We start from the raw sequence: 26,565 nt of genomic DNA on the forward strand, positions 1-26,565 counted from the left end.
TCTTAATTTTTCTATCCAATCCGCCTCTGGCGAATCTATTACATTAACATTCCATATAAGTAAAAAGTTCTCCTCCCTTCCTCAAAACAAAACCAATAAAAAAAGCTCTGCCAAAAATTTCAGGCAAAGCTTTCATTATGCTTTTATCGAAACCAGCCCTTCTTCTTAAACCACCAAAACATGCCTAAGGCAATAATAAACATTAAAAACAGCGTTTCAAAGTAACCATATTTCCATGTTAATTCCGGCATGTTTTCAAAATTCATTCCGTAAATGCCCGCTATGAAGGTTAATGGCATGAATATGGTGGTTATCACGGTAAGGACTCTCATCACCCGGTTTGTCTGATGGGAGTTGATCGATAAATAACTGTCACGGATATCGGTCGTCAATTCCCTGTTTTCATCAATCATTTCAGTCAATTTCAACAAATGGTCATGAATATCAGCAAAGTATTCGTATCTTTCCTTTACGCCTTTAAGCCTATGAGAATTAATGACACGGTATATTAAATCCCGCATCGGAATGACTGTATATCTTATCTGCAATAAATGATGACGGATATCAAATAATTTCTCCAATAATTCTTCCATGGTTTCATCATTTGGATTATCTTCAATGAGACTCAAACGATCTTCCAGGTGATAAACGATGGGAAAGTAATTATCCACTATTTTATCAATGATATGATACATGACCAAATAGGGGTCCCATTTATTGATTTTCTTACTCTGGCTCAGCCTTTCCCAAACATCATTCATTTCTTTGGAGAGCTCATGGTGGTACGATACTATGTAATTTGAACCGATGAAAAAGTTGATTTCCTGCTTATCTTCGTTAATATGATTTAAGCTATGGGTGACAAAAAAGCTGTAGTCTTCATAATAATCCATTTTAGGACGCTGGAGTTTAACAACACAATCCTCTATTGCCAGGGGATGAAAATGAAAAGTCTTGTCGAGTTCAGCTGTTTCCTCCTCGTTTGGCTGATCAAAATCAACCCAAAACCACTTATAACTTTCCCACTCTGCTTTCAGCCTCTCAAATGTAATATCTTTCTGCAGTTCATCTTTCTTATTTACAGCTTGTATTCTAATCATGATTGTCTCCTAGTCTTTCCATTCTGTAAACGTATTTTTTCCACTTTTGATAACGATATCCTAATGAGCACTCTTCCAATTGAATATTTATTATTTACCTCTTCACCTTGCACTGTTAAACAAGAAAATACTTTCTTATTCTAGTCAGTCTACTGTAATAATTCGGTAAATACCTCTATATCCGTCTACTTTAACGCTTTTATCCAAAAAAGTAATTTTAATTAACAAAAAATATTTACTTGTCAACTAATTAATTTCAAATAATAAGTCGATGACGAGAAGAGTAAGACAGGAATGCTTTTCCAAAGAGAGCCGGCATATGGTGAAAGCCGGTGTCCAGTACCTGATCCGAAGATCATCTCTGAGATGCAAAGCTGAAATACATTAAGCTTTGACGGGTTTTCCACCGTTACATTGGAACGCGTATGATTGTACGTAGCTGAGTGCTACAGTTTTGAACTGCGGAATTAGAGTGGTATCGCGAGTATAGACTCGTCCCTTTCTGGGATGGATGCAAAAGCTTCTTTATAAAGAAAAACCAGGCTCTTTAACAGCCTGGTTTTCCTATTCCTTCACCTCAATTCCCGCTGCCTAGTTGAGAGTTTTCACAAACCCGGTACTGTTTGCCTGATACCCTAAACTTAAATAAAAATGATGAGCGTCTTCACGCTCAGTCCTGTTTCCGCTATTTAGTACGATTCCGGCAGCCCCCAATTGTTCTGCAAAATCTTCCACAGCCAGCATCAGCTTCTTGCCTGCACCAATCCCTCTGTAATTACTATCAGTAACTAAAGCAATAACACGGATATGAATGCCGTCAGTATTGTATAAAAGACCTGTATGGAATCCAGCCATGCCAATAACCTTATCTTTTAGACATGCCACTAATGTGCAGTAATCAGGATGTGAGCCGATGTTATTAAGTCTTGTTTCCATTTGCTCTTGCGATACAGGATAACCCAAGTCTCCCATTAAACGGGCAAGCTTGGGAATATCCTCAATAGCCGTTTTCCTGATATGTATCTTATGCTTCATTTTGCACCTTCCTGCCTTCAAGCGGTTTTATTCCCTTATCCAAATTGCTTTTGTATATCCAATTTTCAAACCTGCTTTTTCCATATTATTCTGGCTTACCGAACCAAACCTTGCCTGACCAGTCAGCAGCTCGGCATTATTTGTAATCGCTTGGCAGATTCGGGCTTGAATAAGCGCGCTGTGGACTCCCATGTTTCTGAAAGAAGGCAAAACAGCCGCGGCCGCAAGATTTGCCACCCCTTCTTCCATAAAAATGACACCTATTCCAGCTGGTTCGTTGTTTACAAATGCTAGGTAAAAGGCCCAGTTTTCATTGCCATAAAGCACCTCATTATTTTCAGCTATCCCCTGGCTAAGGAAACCAGGCATGCCAAATCCCTTTGTATATACCTCGCCGAAAAGATCAAATTCCTTTCTTTGTATCCTGCGTATATCAATGCCAGCATGAATGGGAAGATCCACAAGATCTGAAGGCTCCGCAAACAAAGTGGTATGGAAATCACATTGATAAAATCCTTTTTGATGAAGCAGCTTCAGTAAATCTGATGATCCGTTTGATGGTGTGATCTCCAATCGAATTGGGATTCCTTTTCCCTGGTAGAAATCAACTATTTGATCCAGAACTTCTGTATCGGCTTCCTTAAATCCTTTAACGAGATTGAATGATGGACCCGGAATATTCCTGGCAAAAAAAGCGGTTGTCTGGCCAATTCTTTTAATCTCAACGCCCATTGGGTTTTCATCCCGATTTTTAATAGCTGTCAATCTGGAGTGCAGCACATCTGTCTCTGCCTGGTCCAGCCTCTCAGCTAAGTCACTTTTCATCACTAGATTCATAATTTTCACCTCATTTATTAAACGTCAAGCCTTCCAAAAGAATGCAATATTTTATATCGCTTAACTGCAAGTATTCCTTTCCAATGATTGCGTGCAATTTGGAATTCATTATCAAATTGTCCCCAGCTCCAGGAAATATCCCATGTTCCTTCATTTGAGATCTGCTCAATATAGAAATCAAGATTATCATCAATTAACGTTCCAAATTTCATAGAAAGAGAATCTTCTGGATGCTCAGCAAAATCCAAGGGAGTGGCTGTATAGCCTAATCCCCAATCTCCTTTGTTCTTCCCGGCAGCTTTGTATGCAAGAGCATTCACTTTCTCAGCCGTATGCTTGAGAGAGTAATTAATTCTGGAATCAAATTCAATTTCCTGCTTAGACATTAGCTTTACCAGCTGCTGAAAATTGTTAATTTCATGTCTATCCATCTCATCGGCTTCCATTAAGTAATCAGATGCATTCTTAATTGTTTTCCACCCTATTTCAGCAGCACGGCTTCCAGACGATGACCAATGCAATAAGAACCCGGCAAGCTCCGCACTTGGGTTATAAGACCAATTTTCCTGGACATTCTCTGTCCAATGCCACCATGGAGCATGTGGGTACTCGTTGTTTGAAGGCGTAACTGATGGCCACATTTTCTTCTCATGCATATAGCTGTGTTCTAAATAATTGACTAGTTTTTGTACAACATTTAACTCGGGTTTTGCTTCAATGTCCATCAAAATTTGTCCGGCCGCCCATGAAGCCATCGGGGAAGAGTAAGGGGACCAGAAATCAGGTTCAATGCCATGGCCGAATCCTCCATCGTCATTCTGAAAAGCTTCAATACATTTTATTACCCCTTCATCATTACGATCCTCAAAATGGTATGACCATAAAGCTGATTCAAGCGGCCTTGCATTTCTTTTAATCCATCTGCCTGTATTCTCAAATCTTTCTTTCGTTATCTTCATAAATTATTTCCTTTCATAATTAGGCGTATTTGATTTCTTATTAGTTTTCTAGCTATAATTTCAATTTCCTTTCTTAAGCAATAAAAAAGGAAAAGAGTCAAAGCTCTTTTCCTAATCAATCCACTTTACAATATCATCGAATGGTCTGCGTGTTTTCGGCCTTGGGTCTTTCACTCTGTACCCAAATGCACACATTACCGACAGCCCGAAGCTTCCTTCTTCAAGCAAACCTTCCTCATTCAGCAGCTTATTCATTTTCTCGATATCGAAACCTTCAATTGGGCAGGAGTCTATGCCAATTTGTGCAGCAGCGGTCATCATATTCCCCAGTGCGATGTAGCTTTGCTTACAGGCCCAATCAAAGAGAGGGCGGTCTCCTTCCAGAAGATCAAAATCTGACTTCTGGAATTCCTCTATCCGCTGCAAATATTTTTCCATCATTTCTTCGGGCATCCCCAGAGTATTTCTAAAATGATCCTGCAGATACTGGGAATCATATTTAGTATCTTTTTTCGTTCTTGCCAGGACTAAAACAAAGTGACTTGCTTCAGGCAGTTTACCGAATGCTCCCCAGGAGGCATTCTTAATTTTCTCACGGAGCTCCTGATTCTGAACAACCACAAAACGCCATGGTTCAAAGCCAAATGAACTTGGTGACAGACGTCCTGTCTCCAATATAAATCGAAAATCTTCTTCGGGAATTTCTTTATTTGGATCAAATTCCTTTGTCGCATGCCTGAATTGATAGGCATTCAGAATGTCTTCCTTTAAATTTTCCTTTTCACGCAAAACCAAACACTCCTTTTCTGACTGTTCTAATTTTAACGTAACACATTACAGCATAACATTCATGAAATCAGCTTTTAGTTTGCCCTTTTCATTGCCCTCCCTAATCATTTTGGGCTCTGTCTTTGTAAATCCATAGACAGTCTGATCATATCCCGGCAATGAATTCCATTTTCATGGATATCTTCTTTGTAATGCCGCACAAAAAAATCTCTATCGACCCCAGTGATTCTAAAACCGCATTTTTGGTAAAGAGCCAGCTGCCCGATACTGGAATTCCCCGTACCAATTTCAAGGGTTTTATTTCCACCTTGAAAAGCAAGCTCTATTGCATGCTGAAGAAGTTTTTTGCCGATGCCCTCTCCCTGATATTTTTCACTAACGGCAATATTAACAATCTCACAGGTTCCTGGCCTTGTGGCAAGAAGGATATAAACGCCGACTGCTGCTCCGTTAAGTTCAGCAATATATGTTTCCCCTCGATTTAGATAATCCTCAATAAATTCAATTGAAGGATCTGCCAATAATAGCAGGTTCATAGGAGGGGGCTCTGAATGGCCAATACTTCGAATCTTCATTATGTCCTCCTTTTTATGTCAAGGCTTTCAAAATAATCTTTGAAAATACTTTCTGTTTGTTCTTTCGGATCAAAAACGGAATGTCCTGCCCCTGCAATCAATTCTTCTTTTAATGAAGGGTGATATCTTCTAAATTCCTGCACCTCTTCTTCCTTTATCAGAGTGCCTTTTTCCTCTCCGCGCAATAAAAGGACCGGCCCTTCAATTTGATCCAGCCCATAGGTTAAGTCCAAATCCTCTGAATCCATCTGAAGTTTCATGGGGAGATCTTTATGAACCCTTGCGTGAATTCCATCTTCTTTTTTCACATAGAATTCTTCCTTTCTTTCTGCAAATTCTTCCGGGCTGATTTCCTGATTAGGGGAGATAGCCTGATAAAGCTCCTCCCATGTCTGATGAACTTTATATCTGGCGATTATGTTTTCAACCCATTCCTTTTTCATAACAAAGCTTTTTGCAGGAAAGTCCCCTACCACAAAGCCCTTTATTTTGCCCGGATAATCTACTGCAAACTGCACAGTATTCGGGACTCCCCTGGAAAATGAAATAAAGTGTGCTTTCTCAATTCCGGCGTGCTGGAGAACCGCCTCAATATCACTGGCCAGATGCCGGATTGTAAAGCCGGTCTTCGGAAGGCCGCTGTCCCCGCACCCTCTTAAATCAATTGAAATGACCCGTCTTGGTTTTCCCCATTTTCCTTGAGATAGTTTTTCCCCAATCCACCTGAACATTCTTCCATTTGAAAGGTTCCCATGAATGCATATTACAGGAAGGCTGTCATTCTCGAATGCAGGTATCCATTCCAGATAATGAAGGGTAAAGTCTTCCTCTCTTTCTATAAAATGATGATCCATAGCTGTCATCTCCCCAGTTCATTTTTGATTACCTTTTTTATTTGAGTTTCCCTTTCATGCTTATCGATATATTCAAAATATCCAATTCTATTTCCCCAGGGATCCGAGAATGTTGCCCACTTAACAGGGACTTCTTTCCTCGTATGGATATCAAATGGTGTTATTTTTAATGCTGTGATCAGCCTTTCACGTTCCTGTTCAAGATCAGGCACACCCAGCCTAATTGGACCGCTTCCTATACTGGGAGTTCCCTCAGCTATCTGAAGCCAGCACCCTGTGATGAGTTCCCACTCTGCAAATCCTTCATGCGGAATGAAATCAGGTTTTTTATTAAGCAAAGTTTCGTACCACCACAGTCCCTTTTTCATGTCCAGCACCCTGAATTGAATCGTCATTTCATAGATCATTTTCAGTCCTCCCATCCCATTCCAATTTATGTAATTCGTTAAAATCATCACATTTCCTTTATTTTATTGTTTTTGAACCAAAGTAAAGGGAATTAAGAGTATTGGATAATAGAAAGGGAGTTGATTAACCATGACAATTAATGCTTTAGTATTAAACTGTACGCTAAAAAAGAGCAGTGAACCCTCCAATACCGATGCACTTATAGATGAGGTTATTAAATTTTTTGATGAAACGGAAGTGGAAACAGAGGTCATTACAGCTGCAGACTTTAAGATTGGATATGGCATTACTTCTGAAGCTGTGGATCAGGAGGATGAATGGCCGGATATTTTTAAGAAGGTTGAAGAGGCAGATATCCTTATCCTTGGTTCTCCGATCTGGCTTGGCGAGCAAAGCAGCATCACCACTAAAGTGATCGAAAGATTATATGGAGGGAGCAGTCTGACCAATGAAAAAGGGCAGTATATTTATTACAATAAGGTTGGCGGCGTAGTGGTGACTGGCAATGAAGATGGAGCCAAACATGTTTCGCGTTCTGTGCTATATTCACTCTCCCATATGGGATTCACCATACCGCCAAATGTTGACACCTATTGGGTTGGAGAGGCTGGTCCCGGCCCATCCTTCATTGAAGCAAAGGGCTATGAAAATGACTTCACAAGACAGCATGCCAAAATAATGGCCTATAATTTAATCCATTTTGCTAGAATGTTGAAAGCTCATCCGATACCTGCAGAAGGAAATATCGTTAAAGTCTAGTTGCATTAATAAGCAGTAAAAAACCAGCATTGGCCCTAAATGCTGGTTTTTCCTCATTATCTTTTAGGAGAAATCTCCAATCCCAATTGATCCAGTGCGTGGGTGATACCCTGCTGCAGAATAGAAAAACAAGGAATTTGTGTTTCTTTATTTCCGCTCTCTATTATTTGGAGGCTAAGTTCTGGTGAAATCCCGACAAATATGCAGTTGCTGCCCAATAGGGAAGCGGCTCGGACAAATTTCTTCAGGAAATCCAGAGTATATTGATCTACCCCTTTTAATGCAGTTAAGTCCAGTATTAGATACTCAGCTTTATATCGGGGAAGATTCAGTAATGTTCTGTTCAGCAATTCCTCTGCCCGCAGCTCTTCATATCTTCCAACCAAAGGGATGACTAAAATGGAATCGATCACAGGTATAATAGGAGAAGAAATCTCTTTAATGATTTCAGACAATACTCTGGTCTGCTCAGCAATTTCCTTTTCCAGCTCTTTCTGGGAGCTTTGTGTCCGCTCTTTTATCATTGCGCTAATATTCTGGGAAGGTGTAATTTCGGATTCGAAAAATTCGTATTCGGAATACTGGCCCCCCTGGACCTGGCTTTGCCTCACTTTATACCATATATTTGTTTCAAACAGGCCGCTTAACACCCCTGCCCAATGTCCAGGCAAAAAAGTGCCTTCTGTTTTTTTCTTTTGAGCAATATTAATCTTATATTCCCAGCCGCTGTTAACACGTACAATGGCTTTCTTTTCTTCGAGACAGAAGGAAACAATGTCTGTTTTTCCCCAACCAGCAGTTAGATAAATATTGGGCAGATGATTGATAATGTCTTCTTCTTCTTTATTCGATTCCAAATAAAATTTGCTGACAATTTTCCCTGTACGGTACCCTGCTGTTTCCAGCACAAGCTTGGCCGACTCTTCACCAGAGATTTCTTCAATGGAGTCCAGCAGTGTCTTGAAAGCTGTGTTTATCCAAAATACTACCACATCGTCGTTCTCAAATCTAAACGTTGCATCATCCAAATCCCAATCGAATAAAGATCCATTTACATTTATTTCATATTTGGAAGATTTAGTCTCCATCGAATGCCCCCTCATTTTATACTTTCGTTGCTGTCTAGTCATCTATTTAAAGAACATTATTATTCTACCCTCAAGATTATTTCGGAGTCAAAAATGTATATGCTTCTGTTAAACCCTTATTAAATATGAAAAAAACCTTTGAAATATAGCTGCTGAAATTTGCCGCCTGCGAGTCAAAATCCATTCAACTTTTCGCACTTTCTTTTTATTCACCTCCAAAAAAAAGATAGGCAAGCAAGTCTTCCCGCTTATACCTACCCTTCTTCTTCCCACATAATCGTAAATGTACTGCCTTTTGCCGAACTTTCTTTTAGAAATAAATTTGCGTGCAAAGCACCAGCCAGCAGTTTGCTGAATGGAAGCCCCAAGCCAATGCCTCTTACTTTCAGCTTTTTCTGTTCACCCCTGTAAAAACGCTCAAAAATATAAGGCTGCTCCTCTTCCGCTACTCCTGAACCAGTATCATGAACCTCAATAAATTTCTCACTCAATATAACAGTAATGCTGCCATCTTCATCAATGGCATGATAAGCATTATTCAATAAATTAATCATAATCTGCTGCAGACGGTACGGGTCTGTTGATCTGCAGATGGTTTCAGAGGGCACTTCTACACGATAGTGAAAATGGCCTTTCTGAGCCAGTGCCCATTGTCTTACAATATCCTGCACGAGCTTATTCATATCACAGTTTTCGGGCCTGATTGAAAAAGCACCGGACGAAAGAGAATTAAAATCGAGCAAGTCCTCAATCATTTTCTGCAAACGGCTGACTTCTTTTAAAGAAATATCAAGAAATTCCTCTTTTTCTTCCCCGCTTACAACATCATCACGCACTGCCTGAATTAGACCGCTTATAGATGTGACAGGTGTTTTCAAATCGTGTGTGACCCCAGCCAGCAATTCTGCCCTAAGTTTTTCAAGGTGCATAAGCCGCTCAGTCATTTCTTTAAACGATATGATTAAATTATGAATCTCTTCCTCATTGGCCCTGGCTTTCAGTTCGATTTTATAGTCACCTTCGCTGACCTTCGAGGCAGCTTGAGCCACTTCCTGAATGGGTCTCGAAATTTTCCTGGAAAGAAAATAAATGACACTCCATCCGAGTAAACCCAATCCTGTGAGCATGATAAATAACAAGGAATATTCCTGATTTACATTCGTCAAATCATCTGCGCTTTGGACCACCACGACCCATCCAACCTGGTTATTATCGAATGATATCTCCGACTTAACCGCATACACTGCCTGACCATCCTCTGTCTCCAGTTTTTGGACGTTCTTTTGGTTCTCAAGCAAATCTGCAGGCAAAGTTCCGAGATTGGGACCAGCCTGGTTATTTCTCTGCATACGTCCAGATTTTTTATATAATATCTGTCCATTTAAATCGCTTATAAAAACCTGGGGATCAAACTTAAATTCCAGCAGCTTCGCTCTTTCCTCCAGCATTCTATTAAAAAATGGATCAAATTCGATGCCGCCGTCCTGCTGTACGACACGATCTGCTGTTTCAACAGCAACGTACTGCAGCAAATTCAGCCGGTTTTCAAGTGTTGTCTGCCTGATCCACCACATAGATCCCGCTGCCAGTAAGATAAGTCCGATGACAAGTGTAATAAGATAGCGGGTTGTCCAATAGCGGAGCAGTGTTGTTCTTTTGTTATTTTTCATAAACATGGAATTGGTACCCCATTCCTCTGAGCGTCCTTATTTCACCTTCTGTTTCCGGCCAGTCTGTTAATGCCTGCCGTATCCTCTTTACGGCCAAATCGACAGCACGGTCGCTTCCGTCATAATCCATTCCCCAGACATGTTCAATCAACTGATCCCTGGTGAAAGTTCTGTTAGGCCGTTCAGCCAAAAACAGAAGCAATGATAAATCTCGCGGAGTCAAACTTACTTCCTTGCCATTCAGGAAAATGGTATGCGCATTAAAATTTATCGTTAAACTTCCATATTGATTTATATGTTCATCCGTGTACACATTTGCTGATCGCCTCAATACGGCATTCACACGTGCAATAACCTCATCTCCGATAAAAGGCTTTGAAATATAATCATCTGCACCTGTATTCAAGCCCTTCAGCTTGTAATCAATATCCCCCAGCGCTGTAAGCATGATAACAGGACATGCGCTTTTTTCACGAATTTTTTCAAGCACACTCCAGCCATCCATGCCAGGCATCATAATATCCAGGATCACAAGCTGTGGTGAGTGACTGAAAAATTGCTCAAGAGCACTGGTGCCGTCATATGCTGTTAGAACTTCAAACCCTTCTCGCTGCAAATAGGCGCTTAAAACCCTGGAAATAGCCAATTCATCTTCTGCCACAAGGATCTTTTTCATTTTACTTTCCTCCAATATGTTAACTATACAAGAAAAATCCCCGGATTTGTACACGGGGATTTTTAAAACTTATTACAAAGAGCCTGAGTCTGTACCTGTTTCAGTTAGACTTTCTTTAGATACGCGCTGCTTCATGCTGCCATCTTTCCCATGCCCATGACTGCCTCTCATTTCCTTCATGCCCAACCCTTTAATATCCATAAAATTTTCTCCGAGTACATCCTGTAATTTAGCACTGTCCTTCTCTTCTATTTCCGAGATAAGTTCTGCTGTTGATTTATTATTGGTGGAAATACCCAAGTCCTTAGCGAGGTCAGTCACTTTTTTCTCCCTGACCTCTTGAGCAATTTGCTGAATAAATTTCCCATCTATTGATATGCCCAGTTCCTTCGCTTCTATTTTGACCATCACGGAAAACACCTCTTGCCAAGCTTCCCTGATATCTTTGCCTTCTATGGAGATTCCCAGCTTTTCTGCCTCTTTTTTTACGGACGCTGTGTATATTTCTTCTGATAAGGTCTGCAAGTCTTTTCCATCAGTAGAAATCCCAAGCTCTTTTGCCTTCTTATTTAAGGAAGCAGCCTGTATTTCTTTTTTAAGAGTATCCAAATCTTTGTCTTCAGTCGATACTCCCAGTTCTTTGGCCTCCTCTTTCAGTTTTGCTGTACCGATTTCTTCATGAAGAGCTTCTGCATCTTTTCCTTCTGTCTTGATGCCCAATTCTGCAGCTTCCTTTTTCAGCTTAGCAAGCATTACTTCCTTCATAAGGTCTTCAGTATCTTTTCCATCCGTTTTAATCCCAAGCTCCTTCGCTTCTTTCAGAATTTCTTCTTCCCTGATTTCACCAATTAAAGTTTCGGCATCTTTTCCTTCTGTTTTAATGCCGAGCTCTTCAGCCCTTTGAAGGACAGATTCAGAGTCATTAGTAAACCCCCTGCCATGATGTCCAAACCACTTGTTTTTAAATTTCCAGCTTAACTCGCCTTTTTCTGCAGAAGTTACTGTATCAGATGCAAAAGATGTTGTCGCATATCCACCTGCCAATAATAAACCTGCAAGGCTAAAACCAATGATTGTCTTTTTCATTCCTATACCTCCTGAATATTTTCAAGGCCAAGCATTCTTAACCTCGACTTTACTATATCCGGGCAATATGTCAGGTAGATGTCAAAAAAACTTAACAAATAAAAAAAACCGTCAATGCCGCAATAAACGGCCAGACGGTTTTTAGCCTGCTTCCCGAATTTCTTCATTGATAAATTTCCTCTTCTGGATAAAGATAAGCCTCATTGAAAGACAAACACCTGCAGCAAGAAGCCCGAAGGTAAGGCCAAGCCAATATCCAGTAGCCCCGAGGCTGGTATGATGTGCAAGAACGTAGCCAGCAGGCAGACAAATCAGCCAATAAGCAATCAATGTGATAACAAACGAAATATTCACATCTTTATATCCTCTTAATGCAGCTTGTGCAGTAGCTTGGATGGCATCAGAAATCTGGAAAAACAGGGCGTAAATCAGAAAATGGGCAGTTAAGGCAATAACGGCACTATCAGTAGAATAAAAACCTGCAACTTCATAGCGGAAAAATACGACCAGCAGCCCAGTAAACAAGGCAATCAATACGGCTAAATAGATGCCAAGCCAGCTGTAGGCTTTTGCATCCTTATACCTGCCTGCACCCACTTCAAATCCGACTAACACTGTCTGCGCCATGGAAATGCTGATCGGGATCATATACAGGAAGGAAACAATGTTTAATGCAGACTGATAAGCGGCAATAGTTGTCACATTGAATTTACTGATTAAGATGGTCACCACTGCAAACATACTCGTTTCAAAAAAGATTGACAATCCCATGGGTACTCCAATCTTTAAGATTTCTTTGCATTTATCCCATGAAAAATCATTAAGACCGCTGAATATCGTATAGTTTGAAAAAGGCTCCTTCGTTTTTATAATAAAAGCAGTCATGACAAGGATGAACCAATAAGTAATAGAAGTTGCATACCCTCCACCTGCTCCTCCCAGTTCAGGAAATCCCCAATAGCCAAATATCAGGACATAATTCAGAAAGAAATTGATTGGAAGCGAACAAAACAAAATCACCATTACAACTCTCGTTTTGCCGAGTGCATAGATGAAAGATCTTAAAACATTAAATATGAATAAAGGAACGATTCCAAAGCTGAGTCCCACAAGATAGCCCCGAGCCGTTGCTTCCACAGCATTAGTCAGATTCATGCTATCTAGCAGCGGGTCAAGCAAAAATGAACCCAACAGAATGACTGCAAAGGCAATAACAAAGCCCAGAAATATTCCATTTTTTACGATAGAAGTTACTTCCTTGTTCTTTTTCTCTCCAAACGCTTGAGCCGCAATTGGAGATACAGCCATTAAAATTCCGCTGAGCCCGGTAAAAACAGGATTCCAAATGGAGGAGCCTATCGCTACGCCAGCAAGGTCGGAAGCATTATATCTTCCCGACATGATCGTATTAAAAAAGACCATTGCAAACATGCCAAGCTGCGTGATTAAAATGGGAATTAACATGATGGTAATTTGCCTGATCTTCTCCTGTAAAGTAAATGTCTGATACATCCTAAGTACTCCTTCTCAAAATATTAATCATAAATATCATTATATTATATCTTTAAGAATAAAGACCTTACTTTTAGACAAAAGAAAAAAGAGCTGCAGAAGCTCTTTTTTCAGGACATCACTCATTTTCTTCTTCAACTATATATTTAAGTTTTTGCAGCTTATTATTCCAGAATTGTTCATAGTAGGAAAGCCATTGCTTCAATTCTGTCAGCGGCTCAGGCTGGAGATGGTAGATTCTTTCTCTGCCTGCCTTTTTCCCTTTTACTAACTCAGCTTCAGAAAGGATCTGAAGATGTTTTGATATGGCGGTCCGGCTTATGGGAAAATGAGCACTTATCTCTGAGATCGGGCGTTCTTTTTCAGCCAGCAGCCTTAATACTTCTCTCCTAGTTGGATCGGCGATTGCCTGAAACACATCATGTTTCCTGGCAGAAGCACCCATTATTCCTCAACAACCTTGCCAAGCTTCGCAAGAATTCCAGTCCATCCATGTGACATTCTTTCACGGATAACCGCACTCTCAGCTTGAGCCTTCTCAACCAGTTCATCTGACTGTTTCCAGCCGCCATGTATAAGAGTAAATTCAGTTTTGCCGCCCAAATCTTTCAATAGGAAAGATACAAACCATCCATCTGTATCCCATTTAAAAGAAAGCCGGTTAGGCTCATCCAGTTCTGTGACCTTACATGGGGACGGACCAAATGGGGACTGAATATGAAATTCATAGCCCAGCTCAGCCTTAAAATCATTTGGCATAAACCACGCTTCGATCCCTTTCGAAGTAGAGACTGTCTTCCAAACTTTTTCAATCGGCGCATTAAGTATAACTGTTTGTTTAATATCCTGAAGTGTTTCCATTTACATACTCTCCTTTAATTATAAAATACAACCTTTTGGTTTCATTTAAATCATATACAACCTTTTGGTTTTATGTCAACTGGAATATTATGATGTTTTCTAAAATAAAGCCTAAATATGCAGGTTAATCCATATAATTTACAGAATTAATCTAATATCTAAAGGAGGGATCATGATGCAGGAAACGATTCAAGCCCAAAAACTTTCTGATCTGGAAACTGCGATTCTTACATATGTGAGACCCGATACTTTTCCGCTGGCTATAAGAGTTTTGAAAAAAGAGGAGGAATTGCCTGTCAGGGTAAAACGTCCGGCAAGAGACTTTGGCAAAACATTCAGCATCTGTCAGGGTGTGACAATGTCTAGAAGATATGGCTGGTCCATTGCCATGGGCAAAGAAGACTTATCATGCCCAATTGCCAAAATCGCTTTTGGATTTGAAGAGGAACTCGACTATTACTCAAAAGGCAGCTTAACAGATGGCATGTATACTAAAACCTGTGACCTTGGCGCCTTAACCGAAGCGGCAGTTCCTAAATTTTCAAAAGAGGAAGCCGGAACTGTATTAATGGCTCCTCTGGGGAGAGCAGCATTTGAACCGGAAGTAATCACTGTTTATGGTAATTCAGCCCAAGTCATGAGAATGGTTGCGGCTGCCCTCTATCATACGGGCGGTGAAATTACATCCACTTTTACGGCTAGAGCTGACTGTGCCGATATCGTTATTAAGACCATAAAAACCGGTAAGCCGCAAGTGATCCTGCCATGCTATGGAGATCGGGTTTTCGGGCAGACACATGATCACGAAATGGCCTTTACCATTCCTTTTTCCATGGCAGATGAGTTTGCTGAGGGATTACAGCAAACCCACAAAGGCGGTGTGCGCTACCCAGTTCCAACCTACCTTCAGTATGAGGCAAAGTATCCGGACACGTATGAGAAGCTTAACGAGATGTTCGACAGCCTCCCCTGATTATTTGATGCTGGTGCCCCTAAGAGAGGTACCGGCTTGTTTCATTTTATGATAAGAGTAAAATAGAAAAAGACAGCTATTATGAAAAGAGTGAATTTTTTGAGCAGCTTATTCCCATCCCTATATGATTTGGCCATGCAGCCTCTAGAAAAAAGAAAATTCCGGAAAATCAGAAGTGAAATTCTTTCCATGGTGGACGGCCGGGTACTCGAAGTTGGTGCCGGCACAGGCATTAACTTCCCTTTATACAAAAAGGCGGATCGGGTCGATGCCATTGAACCAAACCAGGCAATGATTGAAAAATCTATTCCTCGCAAAAATGCGGCCGCAGTACCTATCCATATCCACCGGCAGTCAGCTGAAGATCTTGAATTTGCGGACAAAACATTTGATTCAGCAGTTGCCACTCTTGTTTTCTGCACGATACCAAATCCTGACAAAGCGCTAGCGGAGATCAGACGAGTATGTAAGCCAAAGGCAAAAATACTATTCTTTGAGCATGTTAAAATGGAGCAGCCCGCTCTGGCATTTGCCCAGGAAGCCCTGAATCCTCTATGGAAACGAATTTGTGACGGCTGCCACCTAAACCGTGATACACTTCTGTCTATTCAGAAATCCGGCATGAAGGTTACGAATGTGGCTTCCTATTATAAAGGATTGTTTCTGGTAATGGAGTGTGAGAATAGCGATGGCAGCCTTTAATGTTTAATTAGCGGCATCATTGGGGATTGCTACTCTATCTTTGTTGTTGGCAGCTGAATAGCTACCGTTTTTTCCCTCTTAACATTTTCGGCTTTAATCCGGCTGGTTAACTATCAGTTTCTTCCTCCCCTCTACATTTTCGGCGTTAATCCAGTCGATTAACTACCAGTTTCCTCCTCCCCTCCACATTTTCGGCCTTAATCCAGTCGATTAACTACCATTTTCCTCCTCCCCTCCACATTTTCGGCGTTAATCCAGTCGATTAACTACCAGTTTCCTCTCCCCTACCACATTTTCGGCCTTAATCCGGCTGATTAACTATCTGTTTCTTCCTCCCCTCTACATTTTCGGCGTTAATCCAGTCGATTAACTACCAGTTTCCTCCTCCCCTCCACATTTTCGGCCTTAATCCAGTCGATTAACTACCCTTTTCCTCCTCCCCTCCACATTTTCGGCGTTAATCCAGTCGATTAACTACCAGTTTCCTCTCCCCTACCACATTTTCGGCCTTAATCCGGCTGGTTAACTATCTGTTTCTTCCTCCCCTCTACATTTTCGGCGTTAATCCAGTCGATTAACTACCAGTTTCCTCCTCCCCTCCACATTTTCGGCGTTAATCCAGTCGATTAACTACCAGTTTCCTCCTCCCCTCCACATTTTCGGCCTTAATCCGGCTGATTAACTACCAGTTTCCTCTCCCCTAGCGCATTTTCGTCATTAATGTGAAAGATTTACTCCCATTCTCTTATTCATGATCCACTTTCGCCTTTATTCATAGTTCAAAATTAGAAATCCTTTTCAGTTCTCTATAAAAAAGAAGGCCGATTCAATCAGCCTCCTTTGACTACACCTTCTTTAATTCGTAATTCCGGTTATCCACCAGCTTCTTATCATCCTTTTTAATTGAGCCTGCCGCTGTTAATTTCAGGATTGGCTTGACCCGGATCACATCCTGAATTTTTGCTGAAAGCTCAGATTCCAAGCCTTCCTCAGACTCTATGAAAATGGCAAGCTGATCCTGCCCGTTCTCATTTGTGACAACAGCCTGGAAAATCGAATACCCTGCTTCATTCAAGATCTTTGCAAGCTGTTTTTCTCTTACAAACATTCCTTTTACCTTTACACCATCACTAACACGCCCCAGCACTCCTGCAATCCTTTTTCCTTCGTACCCTTTAACCCAGCGGGAGAGGTCGCCCGTGCCAAAGCGGATGAGCGGGTAGCTCTTATCAAATAGAGTGACAACCACTTCCCCTTCTCCATCTGAAACCTCCCATCCAGTCTGCGGGTCACAGATTTGCACGATGGCAGAATCAGTTATTCTCAACCCCGGGCCCTGCTTGTCTTCAAAAGCAATACATCCGCAATCCGCAGTCCCATAGCCTTCATATACCGAAATTCCATTGTCTTCACACCTTTTCCGCATTTGTTCAGTCAGCATTTCAGCAGTAAAGAAAGCTTTGTTCAAGACAACATCATTTCCCATCTTCCATCCCTTTTCTTCAAGGGCATCAAGTAAAAGGCTAAAGAAGCTGGGAGTTCCCACATAGCCGGTTACCCTGGTATCCTTCATGATCTGAATCTGCAGTTCCCGATTCCCGGTTCCTGCCGGGATGACAGTTGCTCCTAATTCTCGGAGTGCCGAGTCAAACATAAAGCCTGCCGGTGAAAGATGATAGGAAAATGTATTCTGAACAATATCATTACTGTTAAAACCAGCTGCCCTGAGAGCTTCTGAGAAACGCCAAAAATCCTTCTCGGTGGTTTGCGGATCATAAATTGGTCCTGGTGACATAAAGATTCGTGCCATCTCATTAGGCTTTACAGCTGAAAGGCTTCCGAAGGGCTGATCTGCAGATTGCAGTTCCGGCAATTGGTCTTTTTTAAGCACGGGAATTTTTTGTAAATCCTTTAGAGATAGAATGTCACTTGGAGAAATATGTGCCTCATCAAGCTGACTTTTAAAGCCTCTTGCATTGTCATAGGCATGCTGGATCACTTCCTTCAGCTTTTCCACTACAGCCACCTCTTTCTTCTTTTATAAGATTTAATATCTTTATAGCTTTTCCGTCCCTTATCCCCCATTCCCAGGTAAAATTCACGCACATCCTGATTGGAAAGGAGCCGGTCCACCGTTCCATCCATCACAATCCGGCCGTTTTCCATGATGTATCCATAATCGGCAATCGATAAGGCAACATTGGCATTTTGTTCAACTACCAATATCGTGGTCCCCTCTTCTTCATTGATTTTTTTTATGATCCCGAAAATCTCTTTTACTAATAGTGGGGCCAGTCCTAATGAAGGTTCATCAAGAAGCAGCACCTTTGGCTTTGCCATGATCCCCCTGCCAATGGCCAGCATTTGCTGCTCTCCTCCTGACAGATAGCCGGCCTGCCTGTGCTTCAGCATTTCAAGCTTTGGAAAATAATGATAGACTTTTTGAATATCACTTTTAATATTCTTCCGGTCTTTCCTGGTATGTGCACCCGCAATCAGGTTATCTTCCACAGATAGGTGCTTGAATACGCGCCTTCCTTCCATGCACTGAAAAATGCCTTTCTTTACGATGGTTTCAGCATCGCTTACATCAATGCGCTCCCCATAAAGCTCGATAAATCCGTCTGTTACTTCACCATTCTCACTTTTCAACAGTCCGGAAATGGCTTTAAGGGTAGTCGTTTTCCCGGCGCCATTACTGCCGAGCAACGCAACTATTTTCCCTTTGGGCACCACCATTGACATCCCCTTTAGTACAAGGATGACCTTATCGTACATCACTTCGACATTGTTTATTGTCAGCATTCATCTGTCCTCCCAGCTTTATAAACTCTTTCTCTATTTATTCGTCCCAAGGTCAAGTTCTGAATCATTTGTTGTTTGCTGGTTTTCTCGGTTTATTTGCAAAATCTGAGATTTGTTTGCGGATTCAAATCGTTTGTTTGCCAAATTTCGAGTTTATTTGCCAAGTTCTCAATCTAGTTAGTAATGATCCAAGCCTTTAAAAGTTAACAGGAGGCGGGTATAAAACCTCGCCCCCACCATTTTAGTAGCCGATATAATCAGTGAACACTTCAAACTGGCCGTTTTTGACTTCTGCCAACCGAATTTGGTTTGTACCAGCATGATTGTCAGGTGAAAATGTAACTGGGGCAGCTAGACCGCCAAGATCAAGATTTGAGATTTTCTCAAGGCCAGATCGGATCCCTTCGCCTGAAGTCGGGTCTTCAGCAAGTTTTAGGCCTTCAACCATAATTTTTGCGGAAACCCATCCCTGGATAAATTTCTGGTTTTTGTCTTCCAGCTTTTCTCCCTTGCTTTCTACGAACTTCTTGATTTCTTCCATTCCAGGAAGATCTTCATAAGGGAATGCATGTGTGACAACCCCGATAAATCCTTCAGCCGCATCGCCCGCAATTGGAAGCAAGCCTTCTCCGGTAGCCCAGTTTAAACCGATGAATTTTGTATCAAGGCCAAGCTTTTTAGCATCTTTGAGAATCGTTGCGGTTGCCCCCCAAGTTTGGTTGATAATCGCATAATCAGGATTTTTCTTTTCCATGTTCAGTAATTGGGAGGTTGCATCAAGTGTTTTCAGGTCAACTATTTGCTCATCAACAATTTCAATGCCATTTTCCTGTGCATAATTTTTGGCATCTTCAATTGGGGATTTTCCAAAAGCCGTATCGTTGTAAATTAAGGCAACAGTAGGTGTGCCGCCAGTGTGATTGTCTTTTATCCATTTCAGTACAGATCTTGCCTGGTCGGAGTAAGAAGCGGCGGCCAGGAAATTATATGGACTTTCGTCAATATTTTTTAGATTCTCTGAGTATGAAGCCGAGATGAATGGAAGCTTGTCGGCTGCCACCTGCTGGCGAAGAGCTTCTGTGTCACCTGTTCCCCATCCTAAAATAGCCGATACTTTATCCTTTGATTTTAATTTCTGATAAAGTTTTTGAGCTTCAGGAATTTTATAAGCATAGTCATCACCGATTAATTCGAGCTTATAGCCATTGATCTCCTCACCTGCAATGGATTCAAAAAATGCTTTTTCACCTTCTGCATATGGTGTTCCTACATCACCGGTACCGCCCGTTAGGTCAAAGATACCGCCGATTTTGACAGTGCCTTTCTTGTCACCGGATGCTCCCTCGCTGCCTCCTGAACAGCCAGCAAGCATTCCAGCCATTAATGTTGCTGCCAATAAACCTTTCCACACCTTCTTCATAATGTTCCCCCTCATTTTTACCTCTTTTTTATAAAAATTTGAAAGTTTTGCTTTCAAAATTTTCAGAAATTATTACCCGGGAATTAATAAGAAAACGGCCACAGCTTAAAGTAGTCTTTAATATTCTTCCATATTTTTGCGAGCCCCTGCGGTTCATAAATCAGGAATAAGATAATCACGAGGCCAAATACCACCTCTTTCATTCCTATTAAGACTGCAGATAAGTCTGGGAAAACCCCGCTCATCATTTCTACACCTGACCTGAGGACAACCGGAAGCAGTGTAATAAAAACGGCTCCGTAAATCGACCCGAATACACTCCCTAAACCGCCTACCAGTATGATTGCCAAGTATTCAATGGACACTGTGATGCTGTAAAGCTCGGGACTTACAACCATCGTATAGTGACCCAGTAAAGCTCCGGCGATGCCGACGAAAAAGGAACTAACAATAAATGCCAATACCTTATACTTAAACAAATCGATTCCCATAACTTCTGCAGCGACATCACGGTCACGGACTGCTATGAATGCCCTGCCGACCCGCGATCGGAAGAGGTTTAAGGTAAAGGCGGCTGTAATAATCAGCACCGTAAACATCAGATAATAATAGCTCCGCTCACTGTAAAAGACAAAACTGCCAAGTTCAGGCCTGGATAGGACCATTCCGGCTGTTCCGCCAGTCAGCGCATCCCAGCGGGAAATAACAAACAGGATGATTACCTGTGCTGCCAGGGTGGCAATGGCTAGATATAATCCTTTTAGCCTTAAGGAAGGCAATCCGAATAGTCCGCCTACAATCGCCGTCACAATGCCGGCTGTCGGCATAGCAATCCAGAAGCTTAACCCCAGCTTTGCTGTCAGAATGGCCGATGTATAACCGCCTACCCCCAGAAAGGCGCCTACCCCTATGGAAATCTGGCCGGTAAAACCCGTCAGGATGTTCAAACCAATAGCACCAATCGCGGCAATTCCGCAAAGCGTAGCCAGTCCAATAATATAATCGGATGCCAACATCGGGAATACTGCAAATACAGCCAGAAGAATGAAGACACGCATCCTTACTCTGGTTATTTTCCAGATAGCCATATCTTGTTTATAATTCACATGGAATTCTCCACAATCCATTACAAAAGGATTTCTCACTCGGCTACACCCTCTCGATTTCTTTTTTTCCGAACAAACCATATGGCTTGAACATAAGGATAAATACGAGGATGACAAACGGCATAACCTCTTTCAGACCGCCACCAACCAATGGATCCAGATATCCCCCGGTCAGGCTCTCAAGAATGCCGATAATCAGTCCGCCGATGATGGCCCCTGGGATACTGTCAAGTCCCCCAAGGATGGCAACCGGAAGTACCTTTAACCCGATCGCTGAAAGGGATGCATTAACACCATTTATGTTCCCGAGAAGGATGCCTCCAACTGCTGAAACAATGGCAGCAATCGCCCAGGCAACTGCGAAAATCATTTTTACGCTGATTCCCATCGACATCGCTGCCTGCTGATCATCTGCGGTTGCCCTCATCGCAATTCCCAGCTTCGAATATTTGAAAAATAGAGTGAAAATGATTAGCATAGCCACAACGATTAAAAGTGACCATAAATAGACGGGCGCAATGACAATTTCACCCAGATTAACAGGCTGCTCTGAGAAGATTTTTGGAAACACACGTGTTTCATGGCCCCAAATAATATGGACAATCCCGGCAAGAACACTCGATAAACCGATCGTCGCCATTATCATGGATATGACCGGCTCTCCGATAAACGGCCTCAGAACAATCCGTTCAATGACAAATCCCAAAACGGCACTGAACATAAGCGCAATTAAAAGGGCTGCTATAAACGGGATGTTGTAGGCTGTAATAAGCGTTAAACATACATACGTTCCAATTAAAAGGAACTCACCCTGTGCAAAGTTGATGGCGTCACTGGATTTATAAATAAGCACAAAGCCCAATGCCACAAGTGCATAAACACTTCCTACCACGATTCCTGTTACAAGCATCTGCAAGAAAAAAGTCATTAAGCTGCCCCCTCTCCTTCATCCATAAAAATGACTTGAAGCGTTGTTTGGATGGTTTGTTCCATGCCGTCACGATATTTGATCGTGCCATTTACACGTATTTTTTTGTCCTCTGTATAAAGCCCGTCGATCAATGCCTGATATTTTTTAGCAACAAATTGCCTGCGGACTTTCTTTGTTCTTGTAAGCTCTTCATCATCGGCATCCAGTTCTTTATATAGAAGTACGAATTTCTTAACCCGGGCTTTTTCAGGCAGGGTCTGGTTGATTTCCTGCACCTGTTTTTCGATTAATTCCAGCACTTCAGGTTTGGAAGATAAATCGGTATACGTGGTATAGCTGATTTGATTTTTCTCGGCCCAGCGCCCTACATTTTTCATATCAATATTGATCATGGCAACCACATATGGGCGATCCTTCCCGATTGCTACCGCTTCCTGTATGAACGAGCTGAATTTAAGCTTATTCTCGATAAATTGCGGGGAGAACATCTCACCTGTATCAAGACGGATGACATCTTTAATCCTGTCAATGATATACAAATGCCCTTCCTTATCCAGCCTCCCTGCATCCCCTGTATGCAGCCAGCCTTCCTGTATGGTTTCGATTGTGCTTTTCTCGTTTTTGTAGTACCCTTTGCACACACTCGAGCTCCTGATCAGAATTTCCCCTTCATCAGAAATTTTCACTTCTGTTCCCGGAATAGGAATTCCGACACTATCAAGCTTAATGTCGCCATCCCTGTGCACAATGGATATGCCGGCAACTTCTGTCTGCCCGTAAATGCTTTTTACATTGACTCCAATACTGTGAAAGAATTCAAATACATCCGGACCCAAAGGAGCACCGCCGGTATAAGCACGCTTGATCTTCAAAAGTCCAAAGTGATCGCGAATTGCACTGAACATCACATAATCAGCAATTTTATAAAGAGCCTTCGTACCTGCGCTGACAGGTTTATTCCCAAAATGGGCTTTAGCTACCTTCTCGCCTATCGGCTTGCACCAGTTATATATCTTTCTTTTCAGCCAGCCGCTATCCTGAATTCTGACCTGAAAGCGCGACACCATATCTTCATAGATTCTTGGCGGCGAAAACATAACCTGTGGCCCAATTTCCCGCAGATCTTCCAAAACGGTTGCAGGCTCTTCAGGGAAATTAATTGTCATTCCATTGTATAAGCCCATCGCAAGGGTCATCATCTGCTCCCCGATCCAGGCAAGCGGAAGGAATGAAACATATTCATCTTTGTCCGTCAGCGGATCAATGTCTGACAAATTTTTAGCCATATCCAGCAGATTCCGGTAGGTAAGCATCGTTCCTTTCGGATTGCCTGTTGTTCCTGAAGTATATGATAAAATCGCCACGTCATCTGCAGTGCCTTTATCAACTTCCTGCGAAAATAAATCAGGCTGCTCCGAGTGACAGCTTTGTCCCATTTGCAGAACCTCTTCAAATTCAAACAGGAAATCCTCCCGATAACTTCTCATGCCCCGTGAATCATAATAAATAATCGTTCTGACTTTAGGAATGGAGTCTTTAATCTCCATCAGCTTATCCACTTGCTCCTGATCTTCCGCAACTATTATAGTTGCGTCACAATTATCAATAATGTAACTAAGTTCTGCAGATAAGGATTCCTGATAGATTCCAACTGAAATGCCGCCCAAGCTTTGCACAGCAAGCTCACTGATTACCCATTCAGGTCTGTTATCGCCGATAATGGCTAGCTTATCCTCCCTTTTTAGTCCTAAAGAGGCCAATCCCAAGCTGAAATTCTTAACTTTCTCCAAGAACGCTTCATACGTTATCTCATTCCAAATTCCAAATTCTTTTTCTCTTAAAGCAACTTGTGACCCATTTATGTAAGCCCTTTCAATAAGCAGCTGCGGAAATGTCATGCTCAAAAGAATCTCTCCCCCCTACAAAACTATTAATCTACCGTTTAGACGAATCATCTTTTATACGGCATTCTCCTCTCCCAGATAAGCTTCTATGACTCTAGGATTATTCTGAATCTCTTCAGGCGTCCCGTAACCAATCAGCTTACCAAAATCAAGAACTGCAATGTGATCGGATAAATCCATTACAACCCCCATGTCGTGTTCAATTAATATAATAGTTGTATTCATTTCTTCATGAATGTCGATAATGTATCTGGCCATGTCCTCTTTTTCCTCACTATTCATGCCTGCCATCGGCTCATCCAGAAGAAGGATGTCAGGTTCCAGTGCCAGAGCCCTGCCGGTTTCGACTCTTTTCTGCAATCCATACGAAAGGGTACCCACGGGAGTATTGCGGATATCCTCAATTTCAAGAAAATCGATCACCTGCTCAACTTTTTTCCGATGTTCAATTTCCTCTCTTTGCGCCTTTCCCCAATAAAATCCTCCTGCAAGGAGTCCGGTTTTCATTCTCACATGCCTGCCAAGCATCAGATTGTCCAAAACAGATAAATGCGGAAAAAGTTCGATGTTCTGGAATGCCCTGGCAATGCCCATACTGGCTCTTTTGTGAGGTTTATAGCGGGTGATATCTTCCCCCTTGAAATGGATGGAACCAGATGAAGGCTTGTATAGTCCGCTAATGCAATTCAGCATACTTGTCTTCCCTGCGCCATTTGGCCCAATAAGTGAAAAAATCTCTCCTTCCTGCACTTCATATGAGACGTTGTCAAGCGCCACTACGCCTCCAAACCTCAAAGTAGCATCTTTAATCTCTAATATCCCCAACTTGCTAACCCCCTTTATTTCGAAACACAAAATATTTTTTATAAAATTATGAATAGTTTTAATATTCTTTACATATTTATTTTCTCCTTTTTATATTTAAAATATTTTTTAGCCCTTAGCTATTTTTCATTTTTATGTGAAATGGAATATTGATATGACAATTTCCTTATGTGTAAGTATTTTTCACTATAAGCTAAGTAATAATTATGAGGGAAACTCTTTATGTAAAAAGAACGAAAAAAAGCTAACACAGATGTGCTCAGCTTAGGAATTCACCCGTTCAATGTTAATTTTTATTAGAATATACCCATTTTGGTTTACTATAATCAGGAAAAAACACGATTAACTTCTTAAAGTGCCGTTAACCAGGCTTAGCTGAAAGTGTGCTGGAAAGCCGCTGTGCATATGAAAGTTTGGTCTCGAGCAACCTTTACCCCTCCATGAAGGCTGCTGAGGCCCCGCTTTTGGATTACTAGTTAAATCACACCTAAATTAATTACCTTGCAGATTTTCTTGAAATGTATCTGCTGCCACGTTTTTGCATCATACTGCCGCATGGCAGTTTGCAAACAAATCCATTCATTTCTTTATTTTTTTATAGGCTGGTGATTAAAAAAGTGCCGCTTACATAACAATGCTAGTAAACCGAAATTAATTAAAAGGAGAATCTGACTTGATCTGTTTGTGTGAAGAGCTTTCCTTATCCTATTGCGGCCTGGACGGAATAATAGCCATTTTAGAAGATAAACATACTGTTTTAAAAAACTTTGGTCTAAACGATGGAAGCTGGCTGAACTTGTGGAATATTGACTGCAGACTCCTGACTATGTTTTATCAATCCCTGGATGCGCATTATGACTGGTTTATTGTCGTCTATGATTATGAAAAGTTCTGTTCAGACAGAGAAATAAAAGAAGCGATAATCTGGCATGAAATTGGACATATTACCTATCCTGCTGGAAAGAATATAATTTGTACAGATACTGAAGTTCAATGTGATCGGGTTGCTATTGATTACGGCCAGAAGGAAGGAATCAAAAAGATTTTGGATCTTACCCTTAAAATGGCACGCTCGCTTAATAATGAAGTGCTGCTGAATATGACAAAAGAAAGACAAAAACAATTACACTTCATATAAGGAGCTTCTGCGGCAAGGCAGGATCCAATGATACTTTTTAATGTAGATTACATATGAAATTTATGGTACTCTTTAATCTTAGAATAGGAAGTGATGATATTGATAAAAATTGAAATCCCTCAGCCTGATCTCGTAATTACAAGAAGCAGGCAAACGGGACAGGCAGGAGAAAGTGACCTTAGCAGTGTCTATGGTTTCACAGATTATCATAAAATACCAAGAGACAAGGGCGGCATGATTCTGTTTTTCGATGCGAATGAAGATCTGCTATTTGTAGGGAAGGCACGAAAATTAAGGCAGCGCGTGAAAAAACATTTTGAAGATAATGTTTCTCCAATAAAAAATCATCGCGATGATATCTATAAAATTGCGGTCATTTACGTGGAAGACAGCATGGAGCGCGAAATTTATGAAACTTATATCATTAATACCCTTCATGCAAAATTTAATATAGACAAGGTATTTTACAAATAAAAAAGGCCATCCCGGCCTTTTTTTATTTGTAAAAAAGTATAACTTTGAACTCTGATAACTGTTTGCGCAAGCAGCCTG

27 protein-coding genes and 1 other annotated feature are annotated in these 26,565 nt (G+C 41.4%); of the genes, 5 read left to right on the top strand and 22 right to left on the bottom strand.

The annotated features are described in order from the left end of the window. Nucleotides 1–143: 143 nt before the first annotated feature. The 8 genes from corA to AC0VZ9_RS17900 form a co-directional block, all read right to left on the bottom strand. Nucleotides 144–1,100, bottom strand: a complete 957-nt coding sequence (gene corA, locus AC0VZ9_RS17865; RefSeq protein ID WP_009333583.1) for a magnesium/cobalt transporter CorA — start codon at nucleotides 1,098–1,100, stop codon at nucleotides 144–146. A gap of 262 nt (nucleotides 1,101–1,362) precedes the next feature. Continuing rightward, nucleotides 1,363–1,603, top strand: a binding site (T-box leader). 88 nt (nucleotides 1,604–1,691) lie between these two features. Next, on the bottom strand, nucleotides 1,692–2,135 hold the full coding sequence (locus AC0VZ9_RS17870) for a GNAT family N-acetyltransferase (protein ID WP_009333582.1): 444 nt from the start codon (nucleotides 2,133–2,135) through the stop codon (nucleotides 1,692–1,694). Between the two features lie 27 nt (nucleotides 2,136–2,162). Then, complete coding sequence (locus AC0VZ9_RS17875; protein ID WP_251156804.1) at nucleotides 2,163–2,972, bottom strand: GNAT family N-acetyltransferase; 810 nt, start codon at nucleotides 2,970–2,972, stop codon at nucleotides 2,163–2,165. A 17-nt stretch (nucleotides 2,973–2,989) separates the two neighbouring features. Then, on the bottom strand, nucleotides 2,990–3,931 hold the full coding sequence (locus AC0VZ9_RS17880; RefSeq protein ID WP_019382510.1) for a hypothetical protein: 942 nt from the start codon (nucleotides 3,929–3,931) through the stop codon (nucleotides 2,990–2,992). 111 nt (nucleotides 3,932–4,042) lie between these two features. Then, entirely contained in the window at nucleotides 4,043–4,720 is a 678-nt protein-coding gene (locus AC0VZ9_RS17885; protein ID WP_019382509.1) for an NAD(P)H-dependent oxidoreductase, read from the bottom strand. A 104-nt stretch (nucleotides 4,721–4,824) separates the two neighbouring features. Further along, entirely contained in the window at nucleotides 4,825–5,295 is a 471-nt protein-coding gene (locus AC0VZ9_RS17890; protein WP_475396577.1) for a GNAT family N-acetyltransferase, read from the bottom strand. Next, nucleotides 5,295–6,149, bottom strand: coding sequence for an alpha/beta fold hydrolase (locus tag AC0VZ9_RS17895; RefSeq protein ID WP_009333577.1), 855 nt, complete (start codon nucleotides 6,147–6,149; stop codon nucleotides 5,295–5,297). Before AC0VZ9_RS17895 ends, AC0VZ9_RS17890 begins: the two co-directional genes overlap by 1 nt. A gap of 5 nt (nucleotides 6,150–6,154) precedes the next feature. Continuing rightward, nucleotides 6,155–6,556, bottom strand: coding sequence for a VOC family protein (locus AC0VZ9_RS17900; protein ID WP_475396578.1), 402 nt, complete (start codon nucleotides 6,554–6,556; stop codon nucleotides 6,155–6,157). 130 nt (nucleotides 6,557–6,686) lie between these two features. Here AC0VZ9_RS17900 and AC0VZ9_RS17905 point away from each other — a divergent pair, with 130 nt between their 5' ends. Beyond that, entirely contained in the window at nucleotides 6,687–7,316 is a 630-nt protein-coding gene (locus AC0VZ9_RS17905; RefSeq protein ID WP_009333575.1) for a flavodoxin family protein, read from the top strand. A gap of 56 nt (nucleotides 7,317–7,372) precedes the next feature. On the opposite strand, the gene AC0VZ9_RS17910 is transcribed toward AC0VZ9_RS17905, so the two are convergent. From AC0VZ9_RS17910 to AC0VZ9_RS17940, 7 genes are all read right to left on the bottom strand, one after another. Continuing rightward, nucleotides 7,373–8,404, bottom strand: coding sequence for an STAS domain-containing protein (locus AC0VZ9_RS17910; RefSeq protein ID WP_475396579.1), 1,032 nt, complete (start codon nucleotides 8,402–8,404; stop codon nucleotides 7,373–7,375). A gap of 254 nt (nucleotides 8,405–8,658) precedes the next feature. Next, the gene (locus AC0VZ9_RS17915; RefSeq protein ID WP_475396580.1) at nucleotides 8,659–10,080 is read right to left on the bottom strand and encodes a sensor histidine kinase; all 1,422 of its coding nucleotides are present in this window, start codon (nucleotides 10,078–10,080) and stop codon (nucleotides 8,659–8,661) included. After that, nucleotides 10,064–10,750, bottom strand: a complete 687-nt coding sequence (locus tag AC0VZ9_RS17920) for a response regulator transcription factor (RefSeq protein WP_019382505.1) — start codon at nucleotides 10,748–10,750, stop codon at nucleotides 10,064–10,066. Before AC0VZ9_RS17920 ends, AC0VZ9_RS17915 begins: the two co-directional genes overlap by 17 nt. A 72-nt stretch (nucleotides 10,751–10,822) precedes the next feature. Further along, nucleotides 10,823–11,836: a hypothetical protein gene (locus AC0VZ9_RS17925; protein WP_475396581.1), complete on the bottom strand. Its 1,014-nt coding sequence runs from the start codon at nucleotides 11,834–11,836 to the stop codon at nucleotides 10,823–10,825. 141 nt (nucleotides 11,837–11,977) lie between these two features. Continuing rightward, nucleotides 11,978–13,348: an MATE family efflux transporter gene (locus AC0VZ9_RS17930; protein WP_009333570.1), complete on the bottom strand. Its 1,371-nt coding sequence runs from the start codon at nucleotides 13,346–13,348 to the stop codon at nucleotides 11,978–11,980. Nucleotides 13,349–13,466: 118 nt separating this feature from the next. After that, a complete protein-coding gene (locus AC0VZ9_RS17935) occupies nucleotides 13,467–13,793 on the bottom strand; it encodes an ArsR/SmtB family transcription factor (protein WP_019382502.1) in 327 nt (108 codons plus the stop codon). Next, nucleotides 13,793–14,209, bottom strand: coding sequence for an SRPBCC family protein (locus tag AC0VZ9_RS17940; RefSeq protein ID WP_475396582.1), 417 nt, complete (start codon nucleotides 14,207–14,209; stop codon nucleotides 13,793–13,795). Before AC0VZ9_RS17940 ends, AC0VZ9_RS17935 begins: the two co-directional genes overlap by 1 nt. 172 nt (nucleotides 14,210–14,381) lie before the next feature. Between AC0VZ9_RS17940 and AC0VZ9_RS17945 the strand changes: the two genes are divergently transcribed. Next, on the top strand, nucleotides 14,382–15,182 hold the full coding sequence (locus AC0VZ9_RS17945; protein WP_033196598.1) for a DUF169 domain-containing protein: 801 nt from the start codon (nucleotides 14,382–14,384) through the stop codon (nucleotides 15,180–15,182). 99 nt (nucleotides 15,183–15,281) lie between these two features. Then, complete coding sequence (locus tag AC0VZ9_RS17950) at nucleotides 15,282–15,884, top strand: class I SAM-dependent methyltransferase (RefSeq protein ID WP_475396583.1); 603 nt, start codon at nucleotides 15,282–15,284, stop codon at nucleotides 15,882–15,884. 844 nt (nucleotides 15,885–16,728) lie between these two features. On the opposite strand, the gene AC0VZ9_RS17955 is transcribed toward AC0VZ9_RS17950, so the two are convergent. The 7 genes from AC0VZ9_RS17955 to AC0VZ9_RS17985 form a co-directional block, all read right to left on the bottom strand. After that, on the bottom strand, nucleotides 16,729–17,901 hold the full coding sequence (locus AC0VZ9_RS17955) for a phenylacetate--CoA ligase family protein (RefSeq protein WP_019382498.1): 1,173 nt from the start codon (nucleotides 17,899–17,901) through the stop codon (nucleotides 16,729–16,731). Beyond that, entirely contained in the window at nucleotides 17,901–18,689 is a 789-nt protein-coding gene (locus tag AC0VZ9_RS17960; RefSeq protein ID WP_009333564.1) for an ABC transporter ATP-binding protein, read from the bottom strand. Before AC0VZ9_RS17960 ends, AC0VZ9_RS17955 begins: the two co-directional genes overlap by 1 nt. A 241-nt stretch (nucleotides 18,690–18,930) precedes the next feature. Further along, the gene (locus tag AC0VZ9_RS17965) at nucleotides 18,931–20,109 is read right to left on the bottom strand and encodes an ABC transporter substrate-binding protein (RefSeq protein ID WP_251174985.1); all 1,179 of its coding nucleotides are present in this window, start codon (nucleotides 20,107–20,109) and stop codon (nucleotides 18,931–18,933) included. An 83-nt stretch (nucleotides 20,110–20,192) separates the two neighbouring features. After that, nucleotides 20,193–21,254 (bottom strand): branched-chain amino acid ABC transporter permease, encoded by a 1,062-nt coding sequence (locus AC0VZ9_RS17970; RefSeq protein WP_019382495.1) that lies wholly within the window; start codon nucleotides 21,252–21,254, stop codon nucleotides 20,193–20,195. Between the two features lie 4 nt (nucleotides 21,255–21,258). Beyond that, complete coding sequence (locus AC0VZ9_RS17975) at nucleotides 21,259–22,143, bottom strand: branched-chain amino acid ABC transporter permease (RefSeq protein ID WP_009333561.1); 885 nt, start codon at nucleotides 22,141–22,143, stop codon at nucleotides 21,259–21,261. Next, the gene (locus AC0VZ9_RS17980) at nucleotides 22,143–24,044 is read right to left on the bottom strand and encodes an AMP-binding protein (protein WP_192908963.1); all 1,902 of its coding nucleotides are present in this window, start codon (nucleotides 24,042–24,044) and stop codon (nucleotides 22,143–22,145) included. The genes AC0VZ9_RS17975 and AC0VZ9_RS17980 overlap by 1 nt, the downstream gene beginning before the upstream one ends. A gap of 60 nt (nucleotides 24,045–24,104) precedes the next feature. Continuing rightward, a complete protein-coding gene (locus tag AC0VZ9_RS17985; protein WP_009333559.1) occupies nucleotides 24,105–24,875 on the bottom strand; it encodes an ABC transporter ATP-binding protein in 771 nt (256 codons plus the stop codon). A 673-nt stretch (nucleotides 24,876–25,548) separates the two neighbouring features. Here AC0VZ9_RS17985 and AC0VZ9_RS17990 point away from each other — a divergent pair. Both AC0VZ9_RS17990 and AC0VZ9_RS17995 read left to right on the top strand, forming a co-directional pair. After that, the gene (locus AC0VZ9_RS17990; RefSeq protein ID WP_009333558.1) at nucleotides 25,549–26,013 is read left to right on the top strand and encodes a hypothetical protein; all 465 of its coding nucleotides are present in this window, start codon (nucleotides 25,549–25,551) and stop codon (nucleotides 26,011–26,013) included. Between the two features lie 99 nt (nucleotides 26,014–26,112). Then, nucleotides 26,113–26,487: a nucleotide excision repair endonuclease gene (locus AC0VZ9_RS17995; protein ID WP_019382492.1), complete on the top strand. Its 375-nt coding sequence runs from the start codon at nucleotides 26,113–26,115 to the stop codon at nucleotides 26,485–26,487. Nucleotides 26,488–26,565: the final 78 nt, after the last annotated feature.

This window comes from Cytobacillus sp. QJM3NY_8 (genome assembly GCF_056173585.1).